At 70.6% G+C, this 22,379-nt stretch carries 22 protein-coding genes; 12 read left to right on the forward strand and 10 right to left on the reverse strand.

The genetic code is table 11. The features are described from left to right. The first annotated feature begins 174 nt into the window (after positions 1-174). Entirely contained in the window at positions 175-1,863 is a 1,689-nt protein-coding gene (locus ACTWQA_RS50000) for an NAD(P)/FAD-dependent oxidoreductase (RefSeq protein ID WP_443165878.1), read from the forward strand. Then, a complete protein-coding gene (locus tag ACTWQA_RS50005) occupies positions 1,860-3,089 on the forward strand; it encodes a hypothetical protein (RefSeq protein WP_443165879.1) in 1,230 nt (409 codons plus the stop codon). Before ACTWQA_RS50000 ends, ACTWQA_RS50005 begins: the two co-directional genes overlap by 4 nt. A gap of 106 nt (positions 3,090-3,195) precedes the next feature. Here ACTWQA_RS50005 and ACTWQA_RS50010 read toward each other — a convergent pair whose 3' ends face one another. From ACTWQA_RS50010 to ACTWQA_RS50020, 3 genes are all read right to left on the reverse strand, one after another. Beyond that, positions 3,196-3,540 carry a sigma factor gene (locus tag ACTWQA_RS50010; protein WP_443165880.1) on the reverse strand — a complete coding sequence of 115 codons (345 nt, stop codon included), beginning with the start codon at positions 3,538-3,540 and terminating at the stop codon, positions 3,196-3,198. A gap of 78 nt (positions 3,541-3,618) precedes the next feature. After that, a complete protein-coding gene (locus ACTWQA_RS50015; RefSeq protein ID WP_443165881.1) occupies positions 3,619-4,188 on the reverse strand; it encodes a ferritin-like domain-containing protein in 570 nt (189 codons plus the stop codon). A gap of 27 nt (positions 4,189-4,215) precedes the next feature. Beyond that, on the reverse strand, positions 4,216-4,869 hold the full coding sequence (locus tag ACTWQA_RS50020; protein WP_443165882.1) for an MIP/aquaporin family protein: 654 nt from the start codon (positions 4,867-4,869) through the stop codon (positions 4,216-4,218). Between the two features lie 403 nt (positions 4,870-5,272). Between ACTWQA_RS50020 and ACTWQA_RS50025 the strand changes: the two genes are divergently transcribed. From ACTWQA_RS50025 to ACTWQA_RS50045, 5 genes are all read left to right on the forward strand, one after another. Further along, positions 5,273-5,884, forward strand: a complete 612-nt coding sequence (locus ACTWQA_RS50025) for a redoxin domain-containing protein (RefSeq protein WP_443165883.1) — start codon at positions 5,273-5,275, stop codon at positions 5,882-5,884. Between the two features lie 64 nt (positions 5,885-5,948). Next, a complete protein-coding gene (locus ACTWQA_RS50030) occupies positions 5,949-6,803 on the forward strand; it encodes a cytochrome c biogenesis CcdA family protein (RefSeq protein ID WP_443165884.1) in 855 nt (284 codons plus the stop codon). A gap of 238 nt (positions 6,804-7,041) precedes the next feature. Next, positions 7,042-8,634: a radical SAM protein gene (locus ACTWQA_RS50035; protein ID WP_443165885.1), complete on the forward strand. Its 1,593-nt coding sequence runs from the start codon at positions 7,042-7,044 to the stop codon at positions 8,632-8,634. After that, the gene (locus tag ACTWQA_RS50040; protein WP_443165886.1) at positions 8,624-9,421 is read left to right on the forward strand and encodes a class I SAM-dependent methyltransferase; all 798 of its coding nucleotides are present in this window, start codon (positions 8,624-8,626) and stop codon (positions 9,419-9,421) included. The genes ACTWQA_RS50035 and ACTWQA_RS50040 overlap by 11 nt, the downstream gene beginning before the upstream one ends. Positions 9,422-9,717: 296 nt before the next feature. Further along, complete coding sequence (locus tag ACTWQA_RS50045) at positions 9,718-9,846, forward strand: helix-turn-helix domain-containing protein (RefSeq protein ID WP_443165887.1); 129 nt, start codon at positions 9,718-9,720, stop codon at positions 9,844-9,846. 179 nt (positions 9,847-10,025) lie between these two features. Here the strand turns inward: ACTWQA_RS50045 and ACTWQA_RS50050 are convergent, their stop codons facing one another. Together ACTWQA_RS50050 and ACTWQA_RS50055 are read right to left on the reverse strand one after the other, a co-directional pair. Then, positions 10,026-10,778 carry a class I SAM-dependent methyltransferase gene (locus tag ACTWQA_RS50050; RefSeq protein WP_443165888.1) on the reverse strand — a complete coding sequence of 251 codons (753 nt, stop codon included), beginning with the start codon at positions 10,776-10,778 and terminating at the stop codon, positions 10,026-10,028. An 84-nt stretch (positions 10,779-10,862) separates the two neighbouring features. Continuing rightward, a complete protein-coding gene (locus ACTWQA_RS50055; protein WP_443165889.1) occupies positions 10,863-11,192 on the reverse strand; it encodes a thioredoxin family protein in 330 nt (109 codons plus the stop codon). Positions 11,193-11,195: 3 nt separating this feature from the next. Between ACTWQA_RS50055 and ACTWQA_RS50060 the strand changes: the two genes are divergently transcribed. Both ACTWQA_RS50060 and ACTWQA_RS50065 read left to right on the forward strand, forming a co-directional pair. After that, positions 11,196-11,645 (forward strand): MerR family DNA-binding protein, encoded by a 450-nt coding sequence (locus ACTWQA_RS50060; RefSeq protein ID WP_443165890.1) that lies wholly within the window; start codon positions 11,196-11,198, stop codon positions 11,643-11,645. Further along, a complete protein-coding gene (locus ACTWQA_RS50065; RefSeq protein WP_443165891.1) occupies positions 11,642-12,199 on the forward strand; it encodes an ATP-binding cassette domain-containing protein in 558 nt (185 codons plus the stop codon). The genes ACTWQA_RS50060 and ACTWQA_RS50065 overlap by 4 nt, the downstream gene beginning before the upstream one ends. A 260-nt stretch (positions 12,200-12,459) precedes the next feature. Here the strand turns inward: ACTWQA_RS50065 and ACTWQA_RS50070 are convergent, their stop codons facing one another. Next, a complete protein-coding gene (locus tag ACTWQA_RS50070; protein ID WP_443165892.1) occupies positions 12,460-12,843 on the reverse strand; it encodes a hypothetical protein in 384 nt (127 codons plus the stop codon). Between the two features lie 82 nt (positions 12,844-12,925). Between ACTWQA_RS50070 and ACTWQA_RS50075 the strand changes: the two genes are divergently transcribed. Then, the gene (locus tag ACTWQA_RS50075) at positions 12,926-13,546 is read left to right on the forward strand and encodes an IMPACT family protein (RefSeq protein ID WP_443165893.1); all 621 of its coding nucleotides are present in this window, start codon (positions 12,926-12,928) and stop codon (positions 13,544-13,546) included. A 61-nt stretch (positions 13,547-13,607) separates the two neighbouring features. Here ACTWQA_RS50075 and ACTWQA_RS50080 read toward each other — a convergent pair whose 3' ends face one another. Then, positions 13,608-14,846, reverse strand: a complete 1,239-nt coding sequence (locus ACTWQA_RS50080) for an isochorismate synthase (RefSeq protein ID WP_443165894.1) — start codon at positions 14,844-14,846, stop codon at positions 13,608-13,610. A gap of 217 nt (positions 14,847-15,063) precedes the next feature. On the opposite strand from ACTWQA_RS50080, the gene ACTWQA_RS50085 reads away from it, so the two are divergent. Continuing rightward, entirely contained in the window at positions 15,064-15,894 is an 831-nt protein-coding gene (locus ACTWQA_RS50085; protein ID WP_443165895.1) for an SGNH/GDSL hydrolase family protein, read from the forward strand. Here ACTWQA_RS50085 and ACTWQA_RS50090 read toward each other — a convergent pair. Continuing rightward, complete coding sequence (locus tag ACTWQA_RS50090) at positions 15,891-16,604, reverse strand: HNH endonuclease family protein (protein ID WP_443165896.1); 714 nt, start codon at positions 16,602-16,604, stop codon at positions 15,891-15,893. The two genes, ACTWQA_RS50085 and ACTWQA_RS50090, sit on opposite strands and share 4 nt — an antisense overlap. 188 nt (positions 16,605-16,792) lie before the next feature. Here ACTWQA_RS50090 and ACTWQA_RS50095 point away from each other — a divergent pair, with 188 nt between their 5' ends. Continuing rightward, entirely contained in the window at positions 16,793-17,713 is a 921-nt protein-coding gene (locus ACTWQA_RS50095) for a S1C family serine protease (RefSeq protein ID WP_327581072.1), read from the forward strand. Here ACTWQA_RS50095 and ACTWQA_RS50100 read toward each other — a convergent pair. After that, entirely contained in the window at positions 17,673-19,019 is a 1,347-nt protein-coding gene (locus ACTWQA_RS50100; RefSeq protein WP_443165897.1) for a glycosyltransferase family 4 protein, read from the reverse strand. The genes ACTWQA_RS50095 and ACTWQA_RS50100 overlap by 41 nt on opposite strands. 158 nt (positions 19,020-19,177) lie before the next feature. After that, positions 19,178-22,291, reverse strand: coding sequence for a S41 family peptidase (locus ACTWQA_RS50105; protein ID WP_443165898.1), 3,114 nt, complete (start codon positions 22,289-22,291; stop codon positions 19,178-19,180). Between the last annotated feature and the right edge of the window lie 88 nt (positions 22,292-22,379).

The following is a 22,379-nucleotide window of genomic DNA, read 5'->3' on the forward strand; positions in this document are numbered from 1 at the left end:
GACAGCCTTGGAATACCTCGGGCACCGCAGGGTTGGCCCGTCGCGCAGACGGCCGAAGCGCCATCGCGAGAAAGCGCCGCCGCCTTCTTGGGTGGGTGGGCCGTCCGCGTTTCGTAAGGGCACGGAGCCGCCCTGGCCGCGATGCTCTTTAGGGCGCCGCACTGAGGAGCACGCATGGACAGACAGGGTCGATCCCGACGAGGAGGGGTCGCTGCGGGAGCGGCCTCCGGCCTGCTGGCGGGCCTGATCGTCGGGCCGGTTGCCGCCTACTCGGGCATGATGCGGGCGGCGCCCATGGCGCCCGGGTGGCTGCTGTTCGGCATCTACGCCGCGATCACCGGTGCGGCGCTCGGCGCCGTCGCAAGGCAGCGCCGCCTGGCCCCGATGATCGCGGCCGGGCTGCTGATCGGGCTGCTGGCCTGGGTGGGGTGGACTCTCACCGTGGAGCCCCTGCTGCATGGCCGGCTGCCTACCTGGTCGGTCCGGGCCGCCGCGGACGGTTACCGTGCGCTGGTGGCCGACTCGCTCCATGGGGCGCTGATGGGGGCGCTGCTGTATGGGCTGTCGGCCCTGGTCCGCGCCGCCGCGCCGGTGCAGGAGGCGGCGGGCCGGCGCGTGGTCGTGGTGGGCGGCGGCTTCGCCGGGGTGGCCACGGCGCGGCGGCTGGAGGATCACGCCGCGCGAGGCCGCCCGTTCGAGGTGACGATCCTCAGCGACTCCAACTACCTGCTCTTCACACCGATGCTTGCCGAAGTCGCCGGAGGCGCGCTGGAGGCCCAGCACATCAGCGCGCCGGTGCGTGCCGCCTGCCCGCGAACCCGCTTCGTCAAAGACCGCGCCGAGACAATCGACCTGGAGCAACGGCTGGTGCACACCGCCCGAGGAGCGGTGCTGCCCTACGACCACCTGGTGCTCGCGGTCGGTGCGGTACCGCACTTCTTCGATCTTCCCGGTGTCGCCGAGCATGCCTTCACCCTCAAAAGCCTCGGTGCCGCCACCGCGCTGCGCGAGCACGTTCTGGGGCTGCTGGAGCAGGCCGACGCCGAGCCGGACAAGGACCGCAGGGCGGGGTTGCTGACCTTCGTCGTGGCCGGGGGCGGATTCGCCGGGACCGAGACCATCGCGGAGCTGTTCGACCTGGTCCACGGGGTCTTGCACTTCTACCCCGGCCTGGATCCCAGCGAGCCACGCTTCGTGCTGGCGCACCCGGGGACGCGCATCCTGCCCGAACTGTCGGCGGAACTGGGCGCCTACGCGCTGGAGCGGCTCCGGGCGCGCGGAGTCGAGTTCCGCCTCGGCACGCGGGTGGCCTCGGCCGACGCTCAGGCCGTGCGGCTGGCGGACGGCAGTGTGATCAGCACCAGGACCTTGGTATGGACCGCGGGCAACCGGCCGAGCCCGCTGATCCAGCAGTTGCCGATCGCCAAAGGCCGGGGCGGGAGCGTCGTCACCGATGCCTGCCTCCAGGTCATCGAGGCGGGGGGTGTGTGGGCGGTCGGTGACTGCGCGCAGATTCCCGCCGACGACGGCTCCGCCCAGCCGCCGACGGCTCAGCACGCTCTTCGGGAAGGGCGCGCGGTGGCCGACAACATCGCCGCCGTGACCGCCGGACGTCCGGCCTCGCCGTTCCGGTTCCGGACGCGGGGAACGCTCGTCGCGCTGGGCCACCGTACGGCCTGCGCCGAGATCCGGGGGCGCAGGTTCTCCGGCCTGGCCGCCTGGCTGCTGTGGCGCGGCATCTATCTGGCCAAGTTGCCCGGGCTGGAGAAACGCCTCAGGGTGCTGTTCGACTGGCTGCTCGATCTCGCCTTCCCCCGCGACATCACCGTCACCACGTCCCGGCCGGCCAAGGAGCCGGTGTGATCGCCCGGGGCGCGCTGGCCGGCCTGGCCGGAGGATTGGCGTTCGGGGCTGCGATGGCACGGCTCGGGATGCTGGAGACCGTGGGCTCGATCATCCGGGTGGAATCGACCCTGGCCGGCTTCGCCGTGCACATGATGATCGCCGCGGTGATCGGAGCCCTGTTCGGGCTGCTGATGAACGGACAGGATCCGCGAGCCGGGCAGATGCTGCTGTGGGGGCTGGTCTACGGGGCTCTGTGGTGGTTCATCGGGCCGCTGACCCTCATGCCGCTGCTGCTCGCGCGGCCGGTGGCGTGGGATCTGGGCGCGGCGCAGGCCCTATTCCCGAGCCTGGTCGGCCATCTCCTCTACGGCGTGGTGACCGCGCTGGCTCTTGCGGCGCTCACGCCCGCCGGTCCCCGGGTTTACCGGCGGGAAGGCGTCGGTCCCGCGATGATCCGCGGTGTGGCCTACGGGTTCATGGCCTGGCTCGCGGTCGAGCTGACCCTGCGGCCGCTGATCGCCGGCGGGGGGCTCGGCTGGGCGCCGGGGTTCGCCAAGGCCGCCGCCGGCACCCTGCCCGCGTACCTGCTCGGCGGTGCGGCCGCCCTGGGCGCCGTCACCTGGACGAGCGGCGTTCGCCGAGCGCTGTTCACCGACGACATCCGCCTGCTACGCGAGGAGGGCGCGGGGCCACGGAGCCTGCGCGCGATCGGCCACGGCGCTCTGGCCGGGCTGGTGGGCGGGCTGGTCTTCACGCTGGTCATGCTCCCGCTCGGGCTGCTCCCGATCATCGCCCGTCTCGTCGGCGGCGACTCAACCGGCGTCGGGCTGTTCATCCATCTGCTCATCGCTCAGATCATCGGGATCTCCTACGCCCTGCTGTTTCGGGGGCGCTCCTTCGACCCCGCCTCAGCACTCGGCTGGGGAGTCAGCTACGGATTCCTGTGGTGGATGCTGGGCGGGCTGACGCTCCTGCCGCTGCTGCTCGGCGCCCCTCCCGGCTGGAACGCGCCCGCCATGGCCGCGGCGTTCCCGTCTCTCATCGGGCATCTGGCCTACGGGGCAGCGCTGGGAATCGTCTACTACCGGCTGGAGAGCCGGGTGAGCCCCTGGTGGATCAGCCGCAACCGGCTTGAGAAGGACCGGACGGAGCAGGGACGGCTGCAGACCCTCGGCTCCGCGCCCGCTCTGTGGACGGTCACCGCGCTGATCGCGCTCACTGTTCCGCTGCTGTTGGGCGGCTGAAAGCCGGCACATCCTGGTTCGCGAGCGTGCTGCGCGACAGTTCCGCACTCGCCCCGGCGGGCGGTTGCGCCCAGTTCGCCCGGGCCGCGCGCCGGTTCGGTTCGGTTCAACGGTAGCGGCGCGGGCTGGCCTGTCGGCGGGGGATGTGGGCGCTCCACCGGTCGGGGCCGGTGAGGCCCGCCATCACCCAGCGCGGCACGATCCCCGCAACAAGCGCCGCCCCCGTCAAGACGAGGGGCCGGGGCAGGCGCTCGCGCCGCTCGGCAGCCTGCAGCAAGGCCATGGTCGCAATCTTGTGGAGCCAGTGGTGTAGCGGCGCCCGGTCCGCGTAGCCGCCCAGGCCGCGCCAAGCCCGCAGCAGCGTCTCCTGCACCACCTCCTCGGCCTGGTCGATCGAGCCAAGCATGCGATAACAACGCAGGTGCAGGGCCCGCCTATGCGGCGTGATCAAAGCGTCGAAGGCAGCATGATCATCGCCCATGCGGCGGCCAGCAGGCGCGGGAAAGGCCCTGCGCCCGGCCGCTGAGGGTCACGCTGGTGGTTCGGTGCCCTTGGGCGTAGTGGTCAGACGGGTGAGGAGGGGGGAGCGGCCGCGGAAGCCGCGGTGGAAACGCCCAGGTGGCCCTGAGCCGAGGAACTCTTCCAGCCACGCCTGGTGTTCGATCTTCTCGTTGCGGATCGCCTGGGCGAGGAGATGAGTGCGTGGGTCTTTGCCTTCGGTGAGGTCACGCAGGCCGTCATAAGGGTGGACGGCGCGTCGTACGTCTTCGATGAGTGTCGTGACCGGATCCCGTGCGTCGACGGCACTGTCCTGCGGCGGTTCATGCCTGCTTTTCAGGAACTGCCGGATGTCGTCGGGGAGCGTTCCGTCCAGTTCGTAGATGCGGCCCACGAGCGCGTCGAAATGGTGTCGGTCCTCATCGCGGATGTCCTTGAGGATCTGGCGTAGTTCCTCATCGGCGAAACCGAGCGGATGAGCGGTGAGGATCGTGTAGCGGTAGACGGCGCTCAGCTCCGCTGCGGCGGCGGAGGCGAGCCGGTCGATCAGGATGTTCACATCGACGCCCGCTCGCTCGACGACTTCGCGTGCGCTGATCATGTCGGCTCCAGGATGGGTTCCGGGCGGTCAGGTTGCGGAGGGTTCCAGCGGGGCGCGTTCCTTGGGGTTGAGCGCGAGGAAGGCCAGCCCGGCGAGGGCGCCGCCTGCCAGGTCGGCCAGGAGCCAGATCCAGATCTTGCTCCAGGCGAACAGCCCCATCCAGGCGGCGCCGACGGCGACCGCCGGGTTGAAGGCCCCGCCGGAGATGCCGCCGACGGCGAACGCGCCGGCGGCCACGGTGAATCCGATGGCCAGGCCGTAGAAGCTGTTGCCCGGGTGGTCCCTGCTGGTGGCGGCGTTCAGCACCACGTACGCGAGTGCGAAGGTGAACAGCGCCTCAGCCAGCAGCGCGACCCCCAGCTCCCGCCCGGAGGGCGACAGCGCCGGCACGCTGCCGGGATTGACCATGTAGGTAGCGGTGAGCGCGGCGAGAACGCCTCCGGCCAGTTGGGCGATCCAGTACGGGACGGCGTCGGCCAGGCTGATCCGGCCGCGGAGCAGCACGGCCAAGGTCACGGCGGGGTTGTAGTGGGCGCCGGAGACATGTCCTCCGGCGTACACCATGACCATCAGGATCGCGCCGATGGCCACCGGTGCCAGGGGCGTCTTCGTCAAGACCGTGGCGCCGATGGTGAGTACCAGGAAGAACGTTCCGATGAACTCCGTGATGTAGCGGCGCATGGGCTGTCCTCTCCGCTTGTGGACCGAGACCGATCACGCTCCGCGGCAGCGCATCCAGATCGTGCCATGCGCCTCAGCCTCAGGAGATTGCGTGCTCCTTACGGACGCTTACGGCTCTTTACGGCCCGGCAATCAGAAATGAGGGCTCTTGCCGGACGGCCCGGGCATCCGCTAATGATGCGCGCGCTCAATCACCCGCCCCAGCGCCGATCGGCATAAAGGCCGACGGCACGAACGCTCAGGCGAGCGGTGGTGCCTTCCAGCAGCCCGGTGGCGCTTCAGGACCACCGCCTGGGCGTGTCCGGGAGAGCACCGTACGAGCATGTGCCCGGTCGCCCGGGTGGCTGTCACCGTCATGGGGTTGTAAGAAGTGACGTAGAGCACCGCCTCTAAGGTGGGGGGCATGTTCCCAGTACGAACGGCGGCTGCCTCGGCGGCACTTGCCCTGCTGGCGGCCGGGTGCGGCGGCACAGGGCAGCGCGAGGCGGCGAGTGACACCACGTCGGCCTCTGCGACCGCCACCATGACCTCCGCGCAGACGACGTCCCCCTCGACCTCCGTAACACCCGAGCCGACCGCGTCGCAGGAGACGGCGAGCAACGGTTCCGTGCCCGCCACGCTGGAGTTCTCCGCCCGGACGCTGGACGGTGAGACCTTCCAGGGAGCGAGCCTGGCCGGCAAGCCCGTGGTCTTCTGGTTCTGGGCGCCGTGGTGTCCCAAGTGCATGTCCGAGGCGCCGCACGTCAAGGCCGCCGCCGCCCAGTACGGGGACGTCGCCTTCGTCGGCGTGGCCGGGCTGGACACCGAGGCGGCGATGAAGGAGTTCGTCCAACGCACCAAGACGGAGAACTTCCCGCATCTCTCGGACGAGAAGGGAGCCGTGTGGACGAAGCTGGGCGTCAGCCAGCAGTCCACGTTCGTGTTCATGAAGCCGGACGGCACCACCGCCAAGGCGTCCGGGCCGCTCGGCAAGGAGCAGCTGGACGAGCTCGTCCGCGCGCTGCGCGACGGGTGACGGCGGTGCCCGGACCTTTCGACGGGGCAGCGACGCCCAGAACCCGCGGAGGGGGAGCGCCCGCGTGAGCTCCGCCGACCTCCCGCTCGCCCTGGCGCTCACCGCCGGCACCGTGGCCGCGTTCAACCCGTGCGGCTTCGCCATGTTGCCCGCATACCTCACTCTGCTGATCAACGATGAGGAGACCACACGCCGCGGTCCCGTCGGACGGGCGTTGACGCTTTCGGCGGCCATGACTGCTGGATTCGTCACGGTCTTCGGCCTGTTCGGGCTCGCGGTGACCGCTCTGGCGGTGTCGGTGGGCGGCTACCTGCCGTGGGCGAGCCTGGTCATCGGGGTGGTACTGGCCGGGCTGGGCCTGTGGTTGCTGTCCGGCCGCGAACTGCTGCTGCGCCTGCCAGGGCTGGCCACCGGCCGCCCCACCACTTCGCCTCTGTCCCTGTACGGCTACGGGCTGTCGTATGCGCTGGCCTCCCTGTCCTGCACGGTCGGGCCGTTCCTCGCGGTCACCTCGGCCTCCCTGTCCGGCAACGGGCTGCTCGCCGGCGTGGCCGCCTTTGCGGCCTACGCGCTCGGCATGGGCATGGTCGTCGCTGTGCTGTCGCTGGCGGTGGCGTTCGCCCGCGCCGCCGTGGTCGCCCGGCTGCGGCGCCTGCTGCCGTACGTGTCCAGAGCCAGCGGCGGCCTGCTCACCCTCGCCGGCCTGTACGTCGTCTATTACGGCTGGTACGAGCTACGCGTCTTCGCCGGAGGGTCCGCCGACGACCCGATCGTGAACACCGCGACAGTCGTACAAGCGACCATCGCCGACTGGCTGGCAGGACTCGGCACCGGCTGGATCATCGTCGCGCTCGCCCTGCTCATCGCCGGGGCGCTCGCGCTGCGCAAGGCACGACGGCGCGATCGGACCCCTGAGTGATGCCGCAGGGCGTTTCAGGGACGTCGGCTGGACCAGCGGGTGAAGACCCCTCGGGCCTGCGCCTGCCAGGTCGACGGCTTGTCAGCGATTTCCGTCACGGACACCGTGGCACGTCACGGCTTGGCCGAGGACGAGCTGCAGGCCGCAAAGTGTTCGGCTCCTGACAATCTCGCGCGTTCGCGGAGCCGAACCGGGGAAAGTTGGCAGGTAGATCCCCCTGATCGACGAGGAGACCCCGGTGAGCGACGCTGTGCCCGTGCCCGTACCCGGCAAGGTCGATCGCGACGAGGTGTTCCTGGAATACACCAAGTCGATCTGCCCGGTGTGCAAGGTCGTGATCGATGCCCAGGTCAACATCCGCGACGGCAGGGTCTACCTGCGCAAGCGCTGCCGCGAGCACGGGTCGTTCGAGGCGCTGGTGTACGGCGACGCGCAGATGTACACCGAGGCGGCCCGTTTCAACAAGCCCGGCACGATCCCGCTCGCCTTCCAGACCGAGGTGGCCGACGGCTGCCCGTTGGATTGCGGGCTGTGTCCGGAGCACAAGCAGCACGCCTGCCTGGGCATCATCGAGGTCAACACCGGCTGCAACCTGGACTGCCCGATCTGCTTTGCCGACTCCGGCCATCAGAGCGACGGGTACTCGATCACCCTGGAGCAGTGCGCGACCATGCTGGACGCGTTCGTGGCCAGCGAGGGCGAGGCCGAGGTGGTGATGTTCTCCGGCGGCGAGCCGACCATCCACAAGGACATCCTGGCCATGATCGACATGGCCCAGGCGCGGCCGGTCCGCTCGGTCAACCTCAACACCAACGGCATCCGCCTGGCCTCCGACAAGGCCTTCGTGGCAGCGCTGGGTGAGCGCAACCGCGTGCCCGGCCGGTCGGTGAACGTTTATCTGCAGTTCGATGGCTTCGACCGGGACACCCATCTCGCCGTCCGGGGCCGGGACCTGCGCGAGATCAAGCAGAAGGCGCTGGACAACTGTGCGGCCGAGGGGCTGACCGTGACGCTGGTCGCGGCCGTGGAGCGGGATCTGAACGAGCACGAGCTCGGTGCGATCGTCCGCTTCGGTGTCGGCCATCCGGCGGTACGCTCCATCGCGTTCCAGCCGGTCACCCACGCCGGGCGCCACCGGGAGTTCGATCCGCTGACCCGGCTGACCAACTCCGACATCATCCACCTGCTGGCCGAGCAGCTGCCCGACTGGCTGCGCGCCTCGGATTTCTTCCCGGTGCCGTGCTGCTTCCCGGCCTGCCGCTCGATCACCTACCTGCTGATCGACGAGGACGGCGTGGTGCCGATCCCGCGGCTGGTCAAGGTGGAGGACTACCTGGACTACGTCTCCAACCGGGTAGTGCCCGACTACGGCGTCCGGGCGGCGCTGGAGAAGCTGTGGAGCGCCTCGGCCACCATGGGCGCCCCGGCCACCGATGAGCAACTGGAGTGCGTGGCCTGCGGCATCGATCTGCCGCAGGCGGTCACCGAGCTGACCGACAAAGCGTTCATGATCGTTATTCAGGATTTTCAGGACCCGTACACGCTCAACGTCCGCCAGTTGATGAAGTGCTGTGTGGAGGAGATCACCCCGGACGGCCGGTTGATCCCGTTCTGCGCCTACAACTCCGTCGGCTACCGCGAACAGGTCCGCGCCCAGATGTCCGGTGTGAACGTGGCCGGCGTCGTGCCCAACGCGACCCCGTTGCAGCCGATCCTCACGGTGTCGCCGTACGGCTCGAAAATCGCCGCCGACGGCGGGAACAGCACACGTAAGGACGCCACCAACACCGGCCGCGGACTGAACGACAGCGGGGAATCGCATGACGCATGACAGGGCGCCTGTCACGCCTGAGGCCATGGCCCAAGAGATCAAGAGGTGCTGTGCGGCGGCCTACTCCAGCGATGTGGTCGCGCTCGTCCTCGGCGACTCCTTCCACCCCGGCGGGCCTGCCCTGACCCGGCGGCTGGCCGACCGGCTGGCCCTGTCGCCCGGCATGCGCGTGCTCGACGTGGCCTGCGGGCGCGGCACCAGCGCGCTGCTTCTGGCCAAGGAGTACGGCGTACACGTGGACGGAGCAGACCTCGGCGCCGACAACCTGGAGCGGGCCCGTACGGCTGCCCAACAGCAGGGGGTCGGCCACCTCACCGCCTTCCACCTCGCAGACGCCGAGAAGCTGCCCTTTCCCGACGGCTGCTTCGACGCGGTGATCTGCGAGTGCGCCTTCTGCACCTTCCCCGACAAGCTCACCGCGGCTCGCGAATTCGCCCGCGTGCTGCGGCCCGGCGGACGGGTGGGCATCACCGACATCACCATGGCCACCGACCGGCTGCCCGACGAGCTCGCCGATCTCGCCGGATGGGTGGCCTGCCTGGCCGACGCCCGGCCCATCGACACCTACACGCACCTCCTCGCCCAAGCCGGGCTGACCGCCGGCCTCACCGAGGAGCACGACCAGGCGCTGGCCGAAATGATCGATCAGGTCGAAGCTCGGCTGCGGGTCCTGCGCATGGCCTCGACCGGCCTGGACCTGACGCGGGCGCTGCAGCTCACCCGGTCGGCAGCCGGTGCCGTACGCGACGGCGTCGCCGGGTACTGCCTGATCGTCGCAAGCAGGTGAAGGCGCTGGTACAAGCTGCCGGCGGCGGCGATCGAGCAGGCCGCCCGGCTGCTCGGCGGATCCCAGGCCGATGCGCGCATCCGCGAGGCCGCCTGGGTGGCCCGCTGCGTCGGCGCGGCGAGGCCGCCCCGCTCACCCCGGACGACCTCGACGCGCTCGCCCAGACCCTGCACAGCGATGACTTTCCGCGTGGTGCGCTGATCTTCCCCGGTGGGCGGTGACATCCAGCTCCTGCTCGGCATGCCGATGCCCTACAGCGCGCGCACGTCCCGCTTCCGCAGCGCACACTGGCGGCCATGCTCGGCGTGCAACGCCCCTCACTCAACAAGATCCTCAAAGAGCTGGAACGTGACAAGCTGATCGCCGTACGCTACGCCGCCATCGACATCCTCAACCCGCAGGCCCTGGCCAAGCGGGCGTCCTGACCGGCCGCTCGGCCACCACCCGCCACCAGCCGCTCCGCGGCCTCGCGCACCGCCGCATCCCGTACCACTTGCCGATCCATGCCGCCCCTCCCGCTGTCGAGGTGCTCTCACGGGAAAGGACGGACAACCGCCACGGCGCTCACGACACTGTCAGCCAGATGACACCATTCGCAGGGGCTTCAGGAGGCGACGGCCAGGATGCGCCGGACGGGAACCGGCATCTCCCACTCGGCCATGGTGAGCAGCCGTAGATACCGCCGAGCCCACCGGCGCCGGGAAGCGGGAAGGCCCGGCAGATACAGCGACTCCAGCAGCAGGTCGGCATCGCGCGGCCCGCGCAACGGGTAGCCGAACCGGCGACGCTCGTCACCCACCACCCGCAGACCCGAGCGGGCGAACAACTCCGGCGCACGACCCAGCGGCCGATCGCCCGGATAGCCAAGCCGCCGCCCCAGCGTCGCCACCAGTCCGGCGACCGGCGGCAGGTCCGTCGCCCGCAACGGCCCGGTGGCCGGAACGGTTGCGGCCAGCATGCCCTGTGGCCGCAACACCCGGCGGATCTCGGCCAGCACCTCGCTCACAGGGGTGAGAACCATCAGCGCCATGGAGCACACCACGACATCCACGCAAGCCGTCGCAACAGGAAGCGCCCGTGCATCGCCCAGCACCAGGCCCATGCGCCTATGTCGGGGAGCCGCCTGCAGTTCCGCGAACGCCGCATCCACCCCGACCACGCGATGCCCGGCGGCCAGATCGGCGCTCAGCGGCGCGCTGCCGCAGGCCAGATCCAGCACCAGCCCACGCTGGGGCAAAGCGGCCAGCAGCCACCGGTACGGATCCTCTCCGCCGCGGTTCCGGCAGCGGCGCAGCACCTCCTCGGTGATCCCTGCTCGTTCCTCGTGAAAGGCACGCAGATAGGCCGCCCAGCTCATGCCCGGAATCTCCCCGGCCCGCGTCAACGCAACCCGAGAACGCCGTGAGGCCCCATGGCACATCACACCCGAAGCGGGACGAATCTACCTTGCGCCGCCGCCCGGCACCTGACCCAGCACCCGGCGCAGCGCTGCCACCGACGGTGCCCCCTCCAGGTGGCCCTCCTCGTCGCGATACATTCGGCAGGCCAGGCCGGTCGGCACCGCGGGGTCGGCGAACGGGTCTCGATCATCGATCAGCAGCGTCGGCGAGCCGCGCATCTGCCACCGCTTGGCCTGCTCGGCGTCGCTCACCGTGCGGCGTGAGATCGAGGCCCTTGCCGCGGCGCCCGTCTCGGCCAGCGCGTGGACCAGCCGCTCCTCCAGCAGCGGCGCGTTCGGGCAGTTCGGCACCGCCACCACCGTCAGCTCCATCGCGTGGCCTCCTTCCGAGCTGCGGGTTGTGCTTACTCCACGACCGTAAACCTTCCATCACGCTGGAAGGTCAAGGCCCCAACCTGGAGCTATGCGCATCGGCACGCTCGCGACTACCCGCCTCAGGTCGCCGAGAGGCTTGTCTTCATCCGCGACGCGCAGGCCGCCGGGCTCACCCTGGCCGAGATCCGTGGCGTGCTGGCCATCCGCGACGCTGGGCAGCCGCCCTGCCACCACGTCATCGCCCTCATCAACGCCCATCCGGAGCAGGTCGACCAGCGCATCACCGAACTACTCGCCACCCACACGGCCCTGCACAACCTGCGCCAGCGGGCCCAGAGCGTCAATCCAGCCGACTGCGCCCCCGGGGAAATCTGCAGCATTGTCACACTCGGGATGCTGCTGCTGGCCAACCGCCTGGTCCGGCGCTACGCCGAGGAGGTGCGGCATTGATCCTCGAGACCCGGGGCATCGGCAAGACGTTCGGCTTGGTGCTGGCGCTGCGCGAGGTGTCGATGGGCGTGGCGGCCGGGCAGGTCGTCTGCGTGCTCGGCGACAACGGCGCGGGCAAGTCCACGCTCATCAAGATCCTCGCCGGGGTCCACCAGCACGACGCGGGCACGCTGCTGGTGGACGGCGCGGAGGTGCGCTTCTCCAGCCCGCGTGCCGCGCTCGACCGCGGCATCGCCACCGTCTACCAGGACCTGGCGATGATCCCGCTCATGTCGGTGTGGCGGAACTTCTTCCTCGGCTCCGAGCCGACCAAGGGCCTGGCCTTCGACGTGGCCCAGGCCCGCCGGGTGGCCCGCGAGGAGCTGAAGGCGATGGGCAGCAGGCGGGCGTGGTGCTGCGCTACATCGCCCGGGCCCGCGACCGGGGGCTCGGCGTGGTGTTCATCACCCACAACCCGCACCACGCCTACCCGGTGGGGGACCGGTTCCTGCTGCTCAACCGGGGGACCAGCATGGGCGAGTACGCCAAGGCCGACATCACGCCGCAGGCGCTGACCTCGCTCGTGGCGGGTGGGGCGGAGCTGGAGGAACTGGCGCACGAGCTGGAGCGACAATGACCGGATTTTGAGGGTTTCGGGCGATACATGGGAGGACTTCGGAGGTACGAAGGGAGCTGACGCAAAAAGCCGGGGGGTTAGCTTTGATCTACAAAGTAAAGGCATCCGGCCTGTTGGTGGACGGGCCATTATTACCCAAGGCACGCCGAGGCCCGGAGGAGCAGATCCTCCGGGCCTGTGCCATGTCTCAGTGGTCCCTCAGCGAGGCGAGTCGATGCTCTCCTCGTCCCCCGTGACGCTCACGCCGCCCACCGTGACCGGCCGGTCCTCGGAGGCGGGCAGCACAGACCGGGGCAACATGGCGGCGACCTCACGCGACAGGTGAGGATCGGCCCGGAAGGCCGCCGAGATGGCGGACTTCAATGCCGCGTGGCTGGGCCCATCGTCAGGCTTCCCCTCGGCCACCGCCTCGATCACCGCCTTGGAGGAGGCGTCGCCGCGGCCGAACACGCGCTGCAGGATGCGGGCGCCGCGGGCGACGGGAGTGTTGGCGGCCAATTCGCTGGTCTTGGCCAGCACGCCCACGCCGTAGGCGCCGATCGCGGAGATGACGAAGGGCATGACGTCGTTCGCAGTGTCCATGGAGACGCTCCCCGAGGTCTTATGGAATGAACGTGATGCTAGCCCGGATGGTTCCGGCGGCGACGGCATTACTCTGTCGGATGTGTCTGCTCCGTACCTCACTCTCACCACCACCGTCGAGCACGAGACCGAGGTGCGGCGATCGCGCTTCCTCTGCGCCGTGGCGCCCGCGCGGAGCGTGGAGGAGGCGGTGGCGTTCATCGCCGGGCGGCGGCGCGAATACGCCGACGCCACCCACAACTGCACCGCCTACGTCATCGGGGAGCGCATCCAGAAGGGTGACGACGACGGGGAGCCGGGCGGCACCGCGGGCACGCCGATGGTGCAGGCCCTGGTGGGGCGGGGGTTCAGCGATGTGGTGGCGGTGGTGACCCGCTATTTCGGCGGTGTGCTGCTGGGGGCGGGCGGGCTGGTGCGGGCCTACGGGTCGGCGGTGACGGAGACCCTGGACCGGGCCGAGCCCGTGCGGATGGTGCCGGCCAAGCGGATCCGCGTCTCGGTGGCGCACGACCAGGCCGGGCGGGTGGAGAACGATCTGCGGGCCTCACGTTACGCGGTCGAGGACGTGGTGTACGCGAGCGACGTCACGTTCGCCGTCGCGGTGGGGGAGGACGAGGTGGCGACGTTCGCCGACTGGGTGGCCACGCTGACGGCCGGCCGGGCCCGCGTGGTCGTGGGCGAAGACGTCCACGTCCCCACCTGAGCGGCGCCGGCCCGGCCCTGAGCGACGCCGCGCCCGGCCCTTGAGAGGAGCCGAGCCGGGCTCAGCCCTCCAGCGCGTACTGCATGACGCGGAACTTGGCCTGCGCCTCGGCCAGTTCGGCGGCCGGGTCGGAGTCGCCCATGATGCCGCCGCCGGCGAACAGGCGGGCGCGGCGGCCCTGGATGAGCCCCGAGCGCAGCGCGATGCCCCACTCACCGTCGCCGTGGGCGTCGATCCAGCCGACCGGCCCGGCGTATCCGGCCCGGTCCATGCCCTCCAGCTCGCGGATGACCTTGATCGCGGTGTCGGTCGGGGTGCCGCCGACGGCCGCGGTGGGGTGCATGGCGGCGACCACGTCCAGCACCGACGCCCCGTCGGCCAGCCGGCCGCTGACGTGGCTGGCCAGGTGCTGGACGTTGGGCAGCATGAGCAGCTCGGGCTCGTCCGGGGTGGTGAGCGACGAGCACAGCGGGGCGAGGGTCTGGCGGACGGAGGCGATCGCGCATTCGTGCTCGTGCCGGTCCTTCGCAGAGGCGAGCAGCGCGGCCCCGCGGGCGACGTCGTCGGCCGGTCCGGTGCCGCGCGGGGTCGTGCCGGCCAGTACGAGCGACTCGATCTCCTGCCCGGTGCGCCGGATCAGCAGCTCGGGGGTGGCGCCGACCAGGCCCGCGACGGAGAACGTGTAGCACTCGGGGTAGCGGCGGGCCAGCCGGGCGAGCAGCAGCCGCACGTCGATGGGGCGTTCGGCGGTGGCGACGAGGTCGCGGGCGAGCACGACCTTCTCCAGCTCGCCGTCGCGGATGCGCTGGGCGGCGCGGGCCACGACATGCTCCCACTCGGGGGCGGAGAGGCTCCCGTCGCCGTAGCTGATGCGGCCGGGGTCGCGCAGGGGCGAGAAGGTCTGCAGCGGCGCTTCCCCGATGGTGGTCAGCCAGGCGTGGCCGTCGCGGCGGGCGAGCACCGCCTGCGGCACGACCAGGACCGAGCCGTCGGCGTCCTCGTCGAAGGTGAAACTGCCGAAGGCGACGGGACCCGAGCCGGGGATGCGGACGGCGTCGTCGACGTACGCGTCGCCGAACACGCCGGTCAGCCACTGCCGTGCCCAGGCGAACCTGCCCGGCCCCGGCGGCACGGCGACCCTGGCGGCCTGGCCCCAGCCGACGAGTCCCTCGCCGTTCCTGATCCAGGCGTACGGCGCCGTGCTTGGCAGAGAGGCTAGCCCAGCCGACAGATTGCCGGGGTCGACCACGGGGGTGGTGCGAACCGGCAGCGGGCGGATTGTTCCGAGCGCGACACTCACTCAAGACATGCTATTCGCGACCTGAACATGTTCGACTCGGACCCCCGTGAATGGCACGTTACGGCCAGCGAACTCGGAAAAAACCGGACGCCATGCGAGATTGGTCACAGCCTGATCATCTTCGGGCTGTCAAGCGGCCATATGAAGACGGTCCTGAAATGGCAGACCTTGCCTCGACGTCATAGTCCGCGCATGATCGGCTCTCTACCTTGGGGCCATGATCGCTCGCCTGGGCCCCATTCTCGCCGCGGCCGTCGTCCTGTCCGGTGCAGCTCCGGCGCAGGCCGCCGCGGAGCCCGTACCCGAGATCATGGCCGCGCTCGGCGACTCCGTCTCCAGCGGATTCAACGCCTGCGGCTGGTACGTCTCCTGCACCTCCCGCTCGTGGTCGGCAGGTGACCACCGGGAGATCACCAGCCACTACCTGCGCCTGTCGAGGTTGTCTGGAACGCTCCACAAACACAACCTCAACTACGCCGTCCCCGGCTCCACCAGCGCCGACCTGCTCGGCCAGGTGAAGAAGGCGGTCGCGGCCAAGGCCGACTACGTGACGATTCTCATAGGCGCCCAGGATGCGTGCGCGCGCACCGAGCAGGCCATGACTCCGGTGGCGACCTACCGGCAGCGCCTGGAGGCGGCGCTGGCCGAGCTGCGGGCCGGCATGCCCAGCGCGCGGGTGCTCATCGCCAGCATCCCCGACCTGCGGCGCTTGTGGCAGGCCGGTCGGCGCAACCCCCTGGCCAGGACGTTCTGGACACTGGGCCGCATCTGCCCCACGATGCTGGCCAACCCGTCCTCCACCAAGCGGGCCGACACCGAGCGCCGCACCCGGGTGCGCGAGCGGGTGATCGCCTACAACCGGGCCGCCGCCCAGGCCTGCGCCGCCTACGGTCCCCGCTGCGACACCGACGGCGGCGCCGTGTTCACCTTTCCCTTCACCCTCGACCACGTCAGCAAGTGGGACTTCTTCCACCCGAGCGCGGCCGGGCAGCGGGCATTGGCCGAGCTGACGTTCACGAACGGCTTCGACTGGATCGACCCGCGTTAGCGGCACTGCGCCAGCATCGTCTTCTTGTCGGCCGCGGTGACCGGCACGTTGTACTTGAACGCGACCTGCGCGAAGCGGGTCACGTACGCGCAGCGGATGCGCCGCTGCGGCGGCAGCCAGCTCGCCGGCCCGGAGGCGTCCTTCTCCTCGTTGGCCTCGCCGTCGACCGGCAGCAGGTTGAGCGGGTCCTGGGCGAAGTCGAGCCGCTTGGACATGGGCCAGCGCGGCGCGCCCATGCGCCAGCCGTAGTTCAGCGGCACCACGTGGTCGACCTGCACCTCGTCGGCGTTGTCCTGGTGCCAGGAGATGGTCCTGCCCGTGTAGGGGTCGTCCAGGGTCATCGACACGACCTCGCAGGCCGAGCCCTCCCGGTACGTCACGTCGCGGCCGTCGCGGGCCAGCAGGTCGTCGCGGGTGCGGCACCCGTTGCCCGCGTACGGCACGCCGGTCGCCGTGTCGGCCCAGTTCTCCCCGTACCGGGTGCGTTCGTAGCCGGTGTTGGGACCTAAGCTCTTGACGCGCAGCCGCTGGATGAGGTCGCGCGCCTTGGCCTTGTCGGCGTCGGAGACGATGGGGGCCAGGCCGGGCAGCGTGCCGCTGACGTTGCCCAGCGGGCTGGCAGCGGTGGCCGGCGGGGTCTTGGCGGTGCCGACGAAGGAAACGACGATGACGGCTCCCGCGAGAAGGGCGATGGCGTCCTTCGTGCTCAACCGGTCCTCCGTGAGCTTGCCAGTTGTCTAGAGAAATTCCCGGCTTCCACCGTTTTGACACGGGGAGAGTTGTGTGACTGATCGACTCGTACGCCGATCTTTACGTCTCCGCGCAGCGCCGGTGACGACCGCCCGCCTGGCGGGAGGCGGAGTTAACGTGTAATCCTGTAAGCAAAGGAGGGCACGTGATGGCGGATCCCCTCGACGCCTACTCGCGCGTCGTCTCTTCCGTGGCGGCCGAGTTGCTGCCGAAGGTGGCCAGCGTGCGGGCCGGCCGGGGCAGCGGGTCCGCGGTGGTGTTCACCGCCGACGGGTTCCTGCTGACCAATGCGCACGTCGTCGGTTCCTCCCGCGCCGGCACGGTCGCGTTCGGCGACGGCACCTCGGGTGACTTCGTGGTCGTGGGTCGCGATCCGCTGTCGGATCTGGCCGTGATCAGGGCGCAGACGGCCACGCCCGCGCCCGCCGTGCTCGGTGACAGCGACGAGCTGGTCGTCGGGCAGCTGGTGGTGGCCGTGGGCACGCCGCTCGGGCTGGCCGGGTCGGTGACGGCCGGGGTGGTGTCGGGGCTGGGCCGGTCGTTGCCCGCACGCAGCGGGTCCAACGTGCGGCTGATCGAGGACGTGATTCAGACCGACGCGGCGCTCAACCCGGGCAACTCCGGCGGGGCGCTGGCCGACTCGCGGGCACGGGTGGTCGGGATCAACACGGCCGTGGCGGGGATCGGCGTGGGGCTGGCCGTGCCGATGAACAGCACGACCCGCTCCATCATCGCCGCGCTGATCAGGGACGGCCGGGTCAGGCGGGCGTTCCTCGGGCTGGTGACGTCGCCGGCGCCGCTGCCCGAGCAGCTGCGGCGGCGTACCGGGCAGGACGGGGCGCTGCGCGTGGTCGAGGTGGTGCCGGGCTCGCCCGCCGACCAGGCCGGGCTGCGGGCGGGCGACCTGGTGCTGAGCGCGGGCCGCAGCCCGGTGGGCGATGCGCAGAGCCTGCAGCGGCTGATGTTCGCCGACGCGATCGGGCGGCCGCTGCCGATCACCGTCTATCGCAACGGGGCGCTGGTCGACGTCATTGCCGAGCCGGTGGAGTTGACGGGCTCTGGAGTGTGAGGTCGGACTCGGGCATGGTGCCGGGCTCGGGCTCGGCTGGTGGCTGGGGTCTGACGTAGGTTCCGTTCCGGCGGGCCAGGAGCTCGGCCAGCAGCGCGTCCCACTTCTGCCCGATCACGTCCGGGTCGTAGGTGTGCGCCGTCTCCAGCGCCCGCGCGGCCAGGTCCCTGCGCAGTTGCTCGTCCTCGATGACCCGGTTGATGGCCTCCGCCAGGTTGGCGTTGGTACGCGGCTTGACCAGCAGCCCGTCCACCCCGTGCGTGATCATCTCCTTGGGGCCGTGCGGGCTGTTGAAACTGACGATCGCCAGTCCCTTGGCCATGGCCTCGAGGATCGTCATGGGGAAGCCCTCGTGGCGGGAGCTGAGCACGTATATGGAGGCCTTCTCGAGCTCGGCGCCCACGTCGGAGGTGGGGCCGGGCAGCTCGACCTTGCCCTCGAGTCCGGCGTCGATGATCTGCTGGCGCAGGTTGTCCTCCTGCGGGCCGGCGCCGAAGATCCGCAGCTTCCAGTCCGGGTGGGCGGCGGCGACGCTCTCCCAGGCGGTGATGAGCCGGTGGAAGCCCTTGATGCGGGTCAGGCGGCCGACCGCGATGGCGACCTTGGCGTCGAGCTTGGCCACGTCCCCCGACATGGGCGGCACGGCGTTGGGGATGCGTGTCAGCTTGCGAGGCTTCTTCGGCAGCGTCTCACGGTAGTCGCGCAGGTCGGCCTTGGTGAGGGTGACCAGGGCGTCGAGGCGGCGGTAGCGCCACTTGATGAGCTCCTGGATCGGCTCGGCCTGGGTGCGCAGCGCCACGTGCTCCTGCCCGATCGTGATGACGCCGGGCGGCGTCAACTGGGCCATCGCCAGGTTGAGCCCCGGCCGGGTGGCCAACAGCACGCCGCTGTCGAGGGAGCGGATGTAGCGGGCCAGCTTGAGGTCGGTCCACAGGTTGAAGCGGTGGAAGGCCGACTCCTCCTTGGGGATCAGCCTGCTGGGCAGCTTCGACAGCACCGCGCGCAGCGGGTCGGGGCTGGGATTGAGCCGGTCGTCGAGGAAGTGGAACCTGACCCGCGGGTCGATCGGGAAGAACGGCTCCTCGGCCTCCTTCAGGATGCTCACGATCTCCACGTCGTGCTCTTTGGCCAGATAGCTCGCCAGGTTGAACACGGTCCTGATCGTGCCGCCCATGCCGTTGGCGTGCAGCAGCAGGATGCGGATGCGCTGCGTGGAGGGCGGCGGCGCGTTGCGCGCCCTGCGCCGGTTGTACCCCCGATAGAGCCGGACCGCGGCCGACTTTCCCTTGCGTGCCAGTGCGCGCACCTGACATGTCCCCCTTTAGGACCAAGAAGTGAACAACACACGTGGCCGGCGACAAAGTCGTGCCCTTTGCCACCGGCCATTGTCTCGCGTCGGCGGAGTGCACCGTTCATCCCCTATGCGCTTTCCCCGCCTCTGATCGTTAGACGCCCGCTACGCACCTAAGGTTGCATTCGCGGCCTATGTGAGGGATCGGGAGTGTGCGGGGGTCGCTCGGCCAGCAGCTCGAGCGCGATGTCGATGGCCTGCTCCAGCTGCGTGTCCACGCCCCGCGCGTAGTCCTGCGGGGTGATGTCGACCTCGATGTCCGGGTCGGTGCCGTAGTTCTCCACCTGCCAGCCGACGTCGTCGAAGGCGAAGGAGAACTCCGGCTGCGTCGTCACGGTCCCGTCGGCCAGCTGGTGCCGCGGCCAGATCCCGATGACCCCGCCCCATGTGCGCTTGCCGACCAGCGGGCCCAGCTTCAGCACCTTGAAGGTGTGGCTGAAGATGTCGCCGTCGGAGCCCGCCCATTCGTTGGTGATGGCCACCAGCGGACCGCGCGGTGACTGCGGCGGGTACGGCTCCGTCGCCCCCCACCTCGGGTAGTCGTAGCCGAGCCGGCGCCGCGACAACTTCTCCAGCAGCAGCGCCGACACGTGCCCGCCGCCGTTGAACCGCACGTCCACGATGAGCGCGTGGCGGTCGTACTCGGCCAGGAACCCGCGGTGGAACTCGCCGAACCCGTCCGTCCCCATGTCGGGCACGTGCAGGTAACCGACCCGGCCGGCGGAGCGCTGGTGGCATCGGGCGCGATTGAGGTTGACCCAGTCGCGATAGCGAGCCGGCTGCTCGTCGGCGATCGTCCGCACGGTGACCGTGAAGACCCGCTGCTCGCGGCGCAGGGTCAGCTCGACCTCCTCACCGGCCTGGTTCACCAGGCGCTCGTTCGGCGTGGCCGCCGCGCCGATGGGCGCGCCGTTGATCGCCAGGACCGCGTCGCCCGGGCGTACGTCCACGCCGAGCCGGCGCAGCGGCGAGGTGGCCGCCGGATCCCACGGGTCTCCGGTGACGACGGCGCGGATGTGGTAGACGCCGTCGCGGTAGTCCCAGTCGACGCCGAGCTTGCCCTGGGTGTATTCGGGGCCGGGCCGGTATTCGCCGCCGCTCTCGTAGGCGTGGCTGGTGGCCAGCTCGCCGTGGAGCTCCCACAGCAGGTCGGAGAACTCGCCCCGGGTCGTGACCCGGTCCACCAGCGGATGGTAGCGGTCGTACACGGCCGGCCAGTCCACCCCCGCCATGTCCTCGCTCCAGAAGTTCTCCCGCTGCAGCCGCCACGCCTCGCGGAACATCTGCCGCCACTCCGTCTCCGGGCACACCGACACCTTGACGCGCGACAGGTCGACCCAGCCGCTCGCGCGCCCCGGGCGCTCGTCGTCCCCTTCCGGCGCCTCGCCGGCCTTGACCACCCGCAGCCTGGAGCCCGCCCGGTACAGCAGCGTCTTGTGGTCGCGGCCCAGCTCGAAGTCGGTGACGCCGTCGGCGAAGGTCTCCTTCTTGCCCTTGGCGAGGTCGTACAGATGCAGCGTGTTCTCACCCTCCGGGTGGCTGGCGAGGATCAGCACCTTGCCCTTGAGCCCGGCCAGCCGCTCATAGCGGCCTTCGGGCAGGGGGAACGCCGTGACGCGGCGGGCCAGCCCGTCGACGTCCACATGCAGCGGTCCCGGCTCCTCGCTGTCGTCCTCGTCCTCCTTCTGCTCCAGCGGGCGCGGCTCGCGCACGAACGGGTCCGGCGCGTCCGCGCGCAGCGCCACCGCGTACGGGCGGGTGCCCAGCGGGAAACCCAGGTCGAACTGGAGCTGGTCGTAGACGGGGGAGAAGGTCCGCTGGCCGATGAAGTACAGGTAGCGGCCCTGCGGGTCGAACGCCGGCCGTGAATCCTTGAGCACCGGCTCGGTGGCCTGCACGGTCAGCCCCGTCTCCGGGTGGTGCAGCTTGATCGCGGTGGTCTGGGCGTTGAGCGGGGCCGCGTAGGCCAGCCACCGGCCGTCGTGCGACCAGGCCAGGTCCTCGGGCGAGCCGTGCGGGTTGGCCTCGACCAGGTCGGAGCGGCCCGTGACCAGGTCGAGCAGGTGCAGCTCGAGACGGTGGTTGACGATCGCCATCCGGTCGTGCGCCGGGTCGGGGACGAGGGCGTTGATCCGGCCCAGCCGGGCGACCTCCGTGCCGGGGCCGCCCTCGCCGCCCTCGAGGATCACGAGTTTCTCCTCGTCGCTGTCGTCGCTGGCCGCCGCGATCAGCCGCGTGCCGTCGTTGAGCCAGGTCAGGCACCGGTAGCGGACGCCGTCCTCCGCGCCGTGCTGGTGGACCGGGCCCTCCCAGTTCGCCATCGCGTACGCCTTGCCGCGCGCCGTGATCGCCAGCGCGCTGCCGTCCGGACTCAGCGTGGCGTTGTCGAGGTAGTCGGCGGCCTCCACGAAGCGGCGGTTGCGCTGCGTGCGGGAGCTGGCCAGCCGCACGTCGAGCCGGCGCGGCCGCTCGCCGGGGTCCAGCAGGTACAGCTCCGCGCCCGCGTGGTAGACCAGCCGGTGCCCGTCGCCCGACAGGTTGCGCGCGTAGTAGTCGTCGTGGTGGGTGTGCTTGCGCAGGTCCTGGCCGCGGGGGTCGCAGGAGTAGACGTTGCCGACGCCCTCGTGGTCGGAGAGGAAGCACACCCGGCCGTCGCTCCAGCAGGGCGAGGCGAGGTTGCCGGGCAGCCTGATCAGCCGCCGGAACTCGCCCTCGCCGTCCGGGTCGATCCACAGGTCGCCGACGGTGCCGCCGCGGTAGCGCTTCCAGCGGGCGGGGTCGGCGGTGTTGCGGCCGAGCACGATCATCCCGTCGGGACCGTACGCGATCGAGTTCGCCGGGCCGTACGGCAGCCGCTCCGGCACCCCGCCGGGCGCCACCCGATGCAGCCACTTACGGCCTTCGAACGGCTGGGCGGCGTCGCTGGCGTACAGGACGCGGCCCTCGGGGTCCCAGCCGGTCACCGTGCAGCGGGCGCCGTGGAAGGTCGCCCGGCGGGCCGCGCCGCCGTCGGCCGGCATGACGTACACCCCTTCCGGGCTCTCCTCCCGGCCGACGAACGCCAGCTGGTCGCCGCGCGGCGAGATCCGCGGATAACCGGCCTCGGCGAGCCCGGCGGTCAGCCGGAAGGCCCGCCCGCCCGGGGCGGAGACCATCCACAGGTCGTCTTCGGCGGCGAAGACGACGACGTCGTGGAAGACGGCGGGGAAGCGCAGGTAGGCCGACATGGCAGCAGCTCCACGGTCGATCGGACAGCTAAGGACGCCCCCCGGCTGTCCGATCATGTCACCCGGCGGGCGGGCGGCTCGCGCCGCC

Origin of the sequence: Nonomuraea sp. 10N515B (genome assembly GCF_052245915.1) — a bacterium.
Classification (GTDB): domain Bacteria; phylum Actinomycetota; class Actinomycetes; order Streptosporangiales; family Streptosporangiaceae; genus Nonomuraea.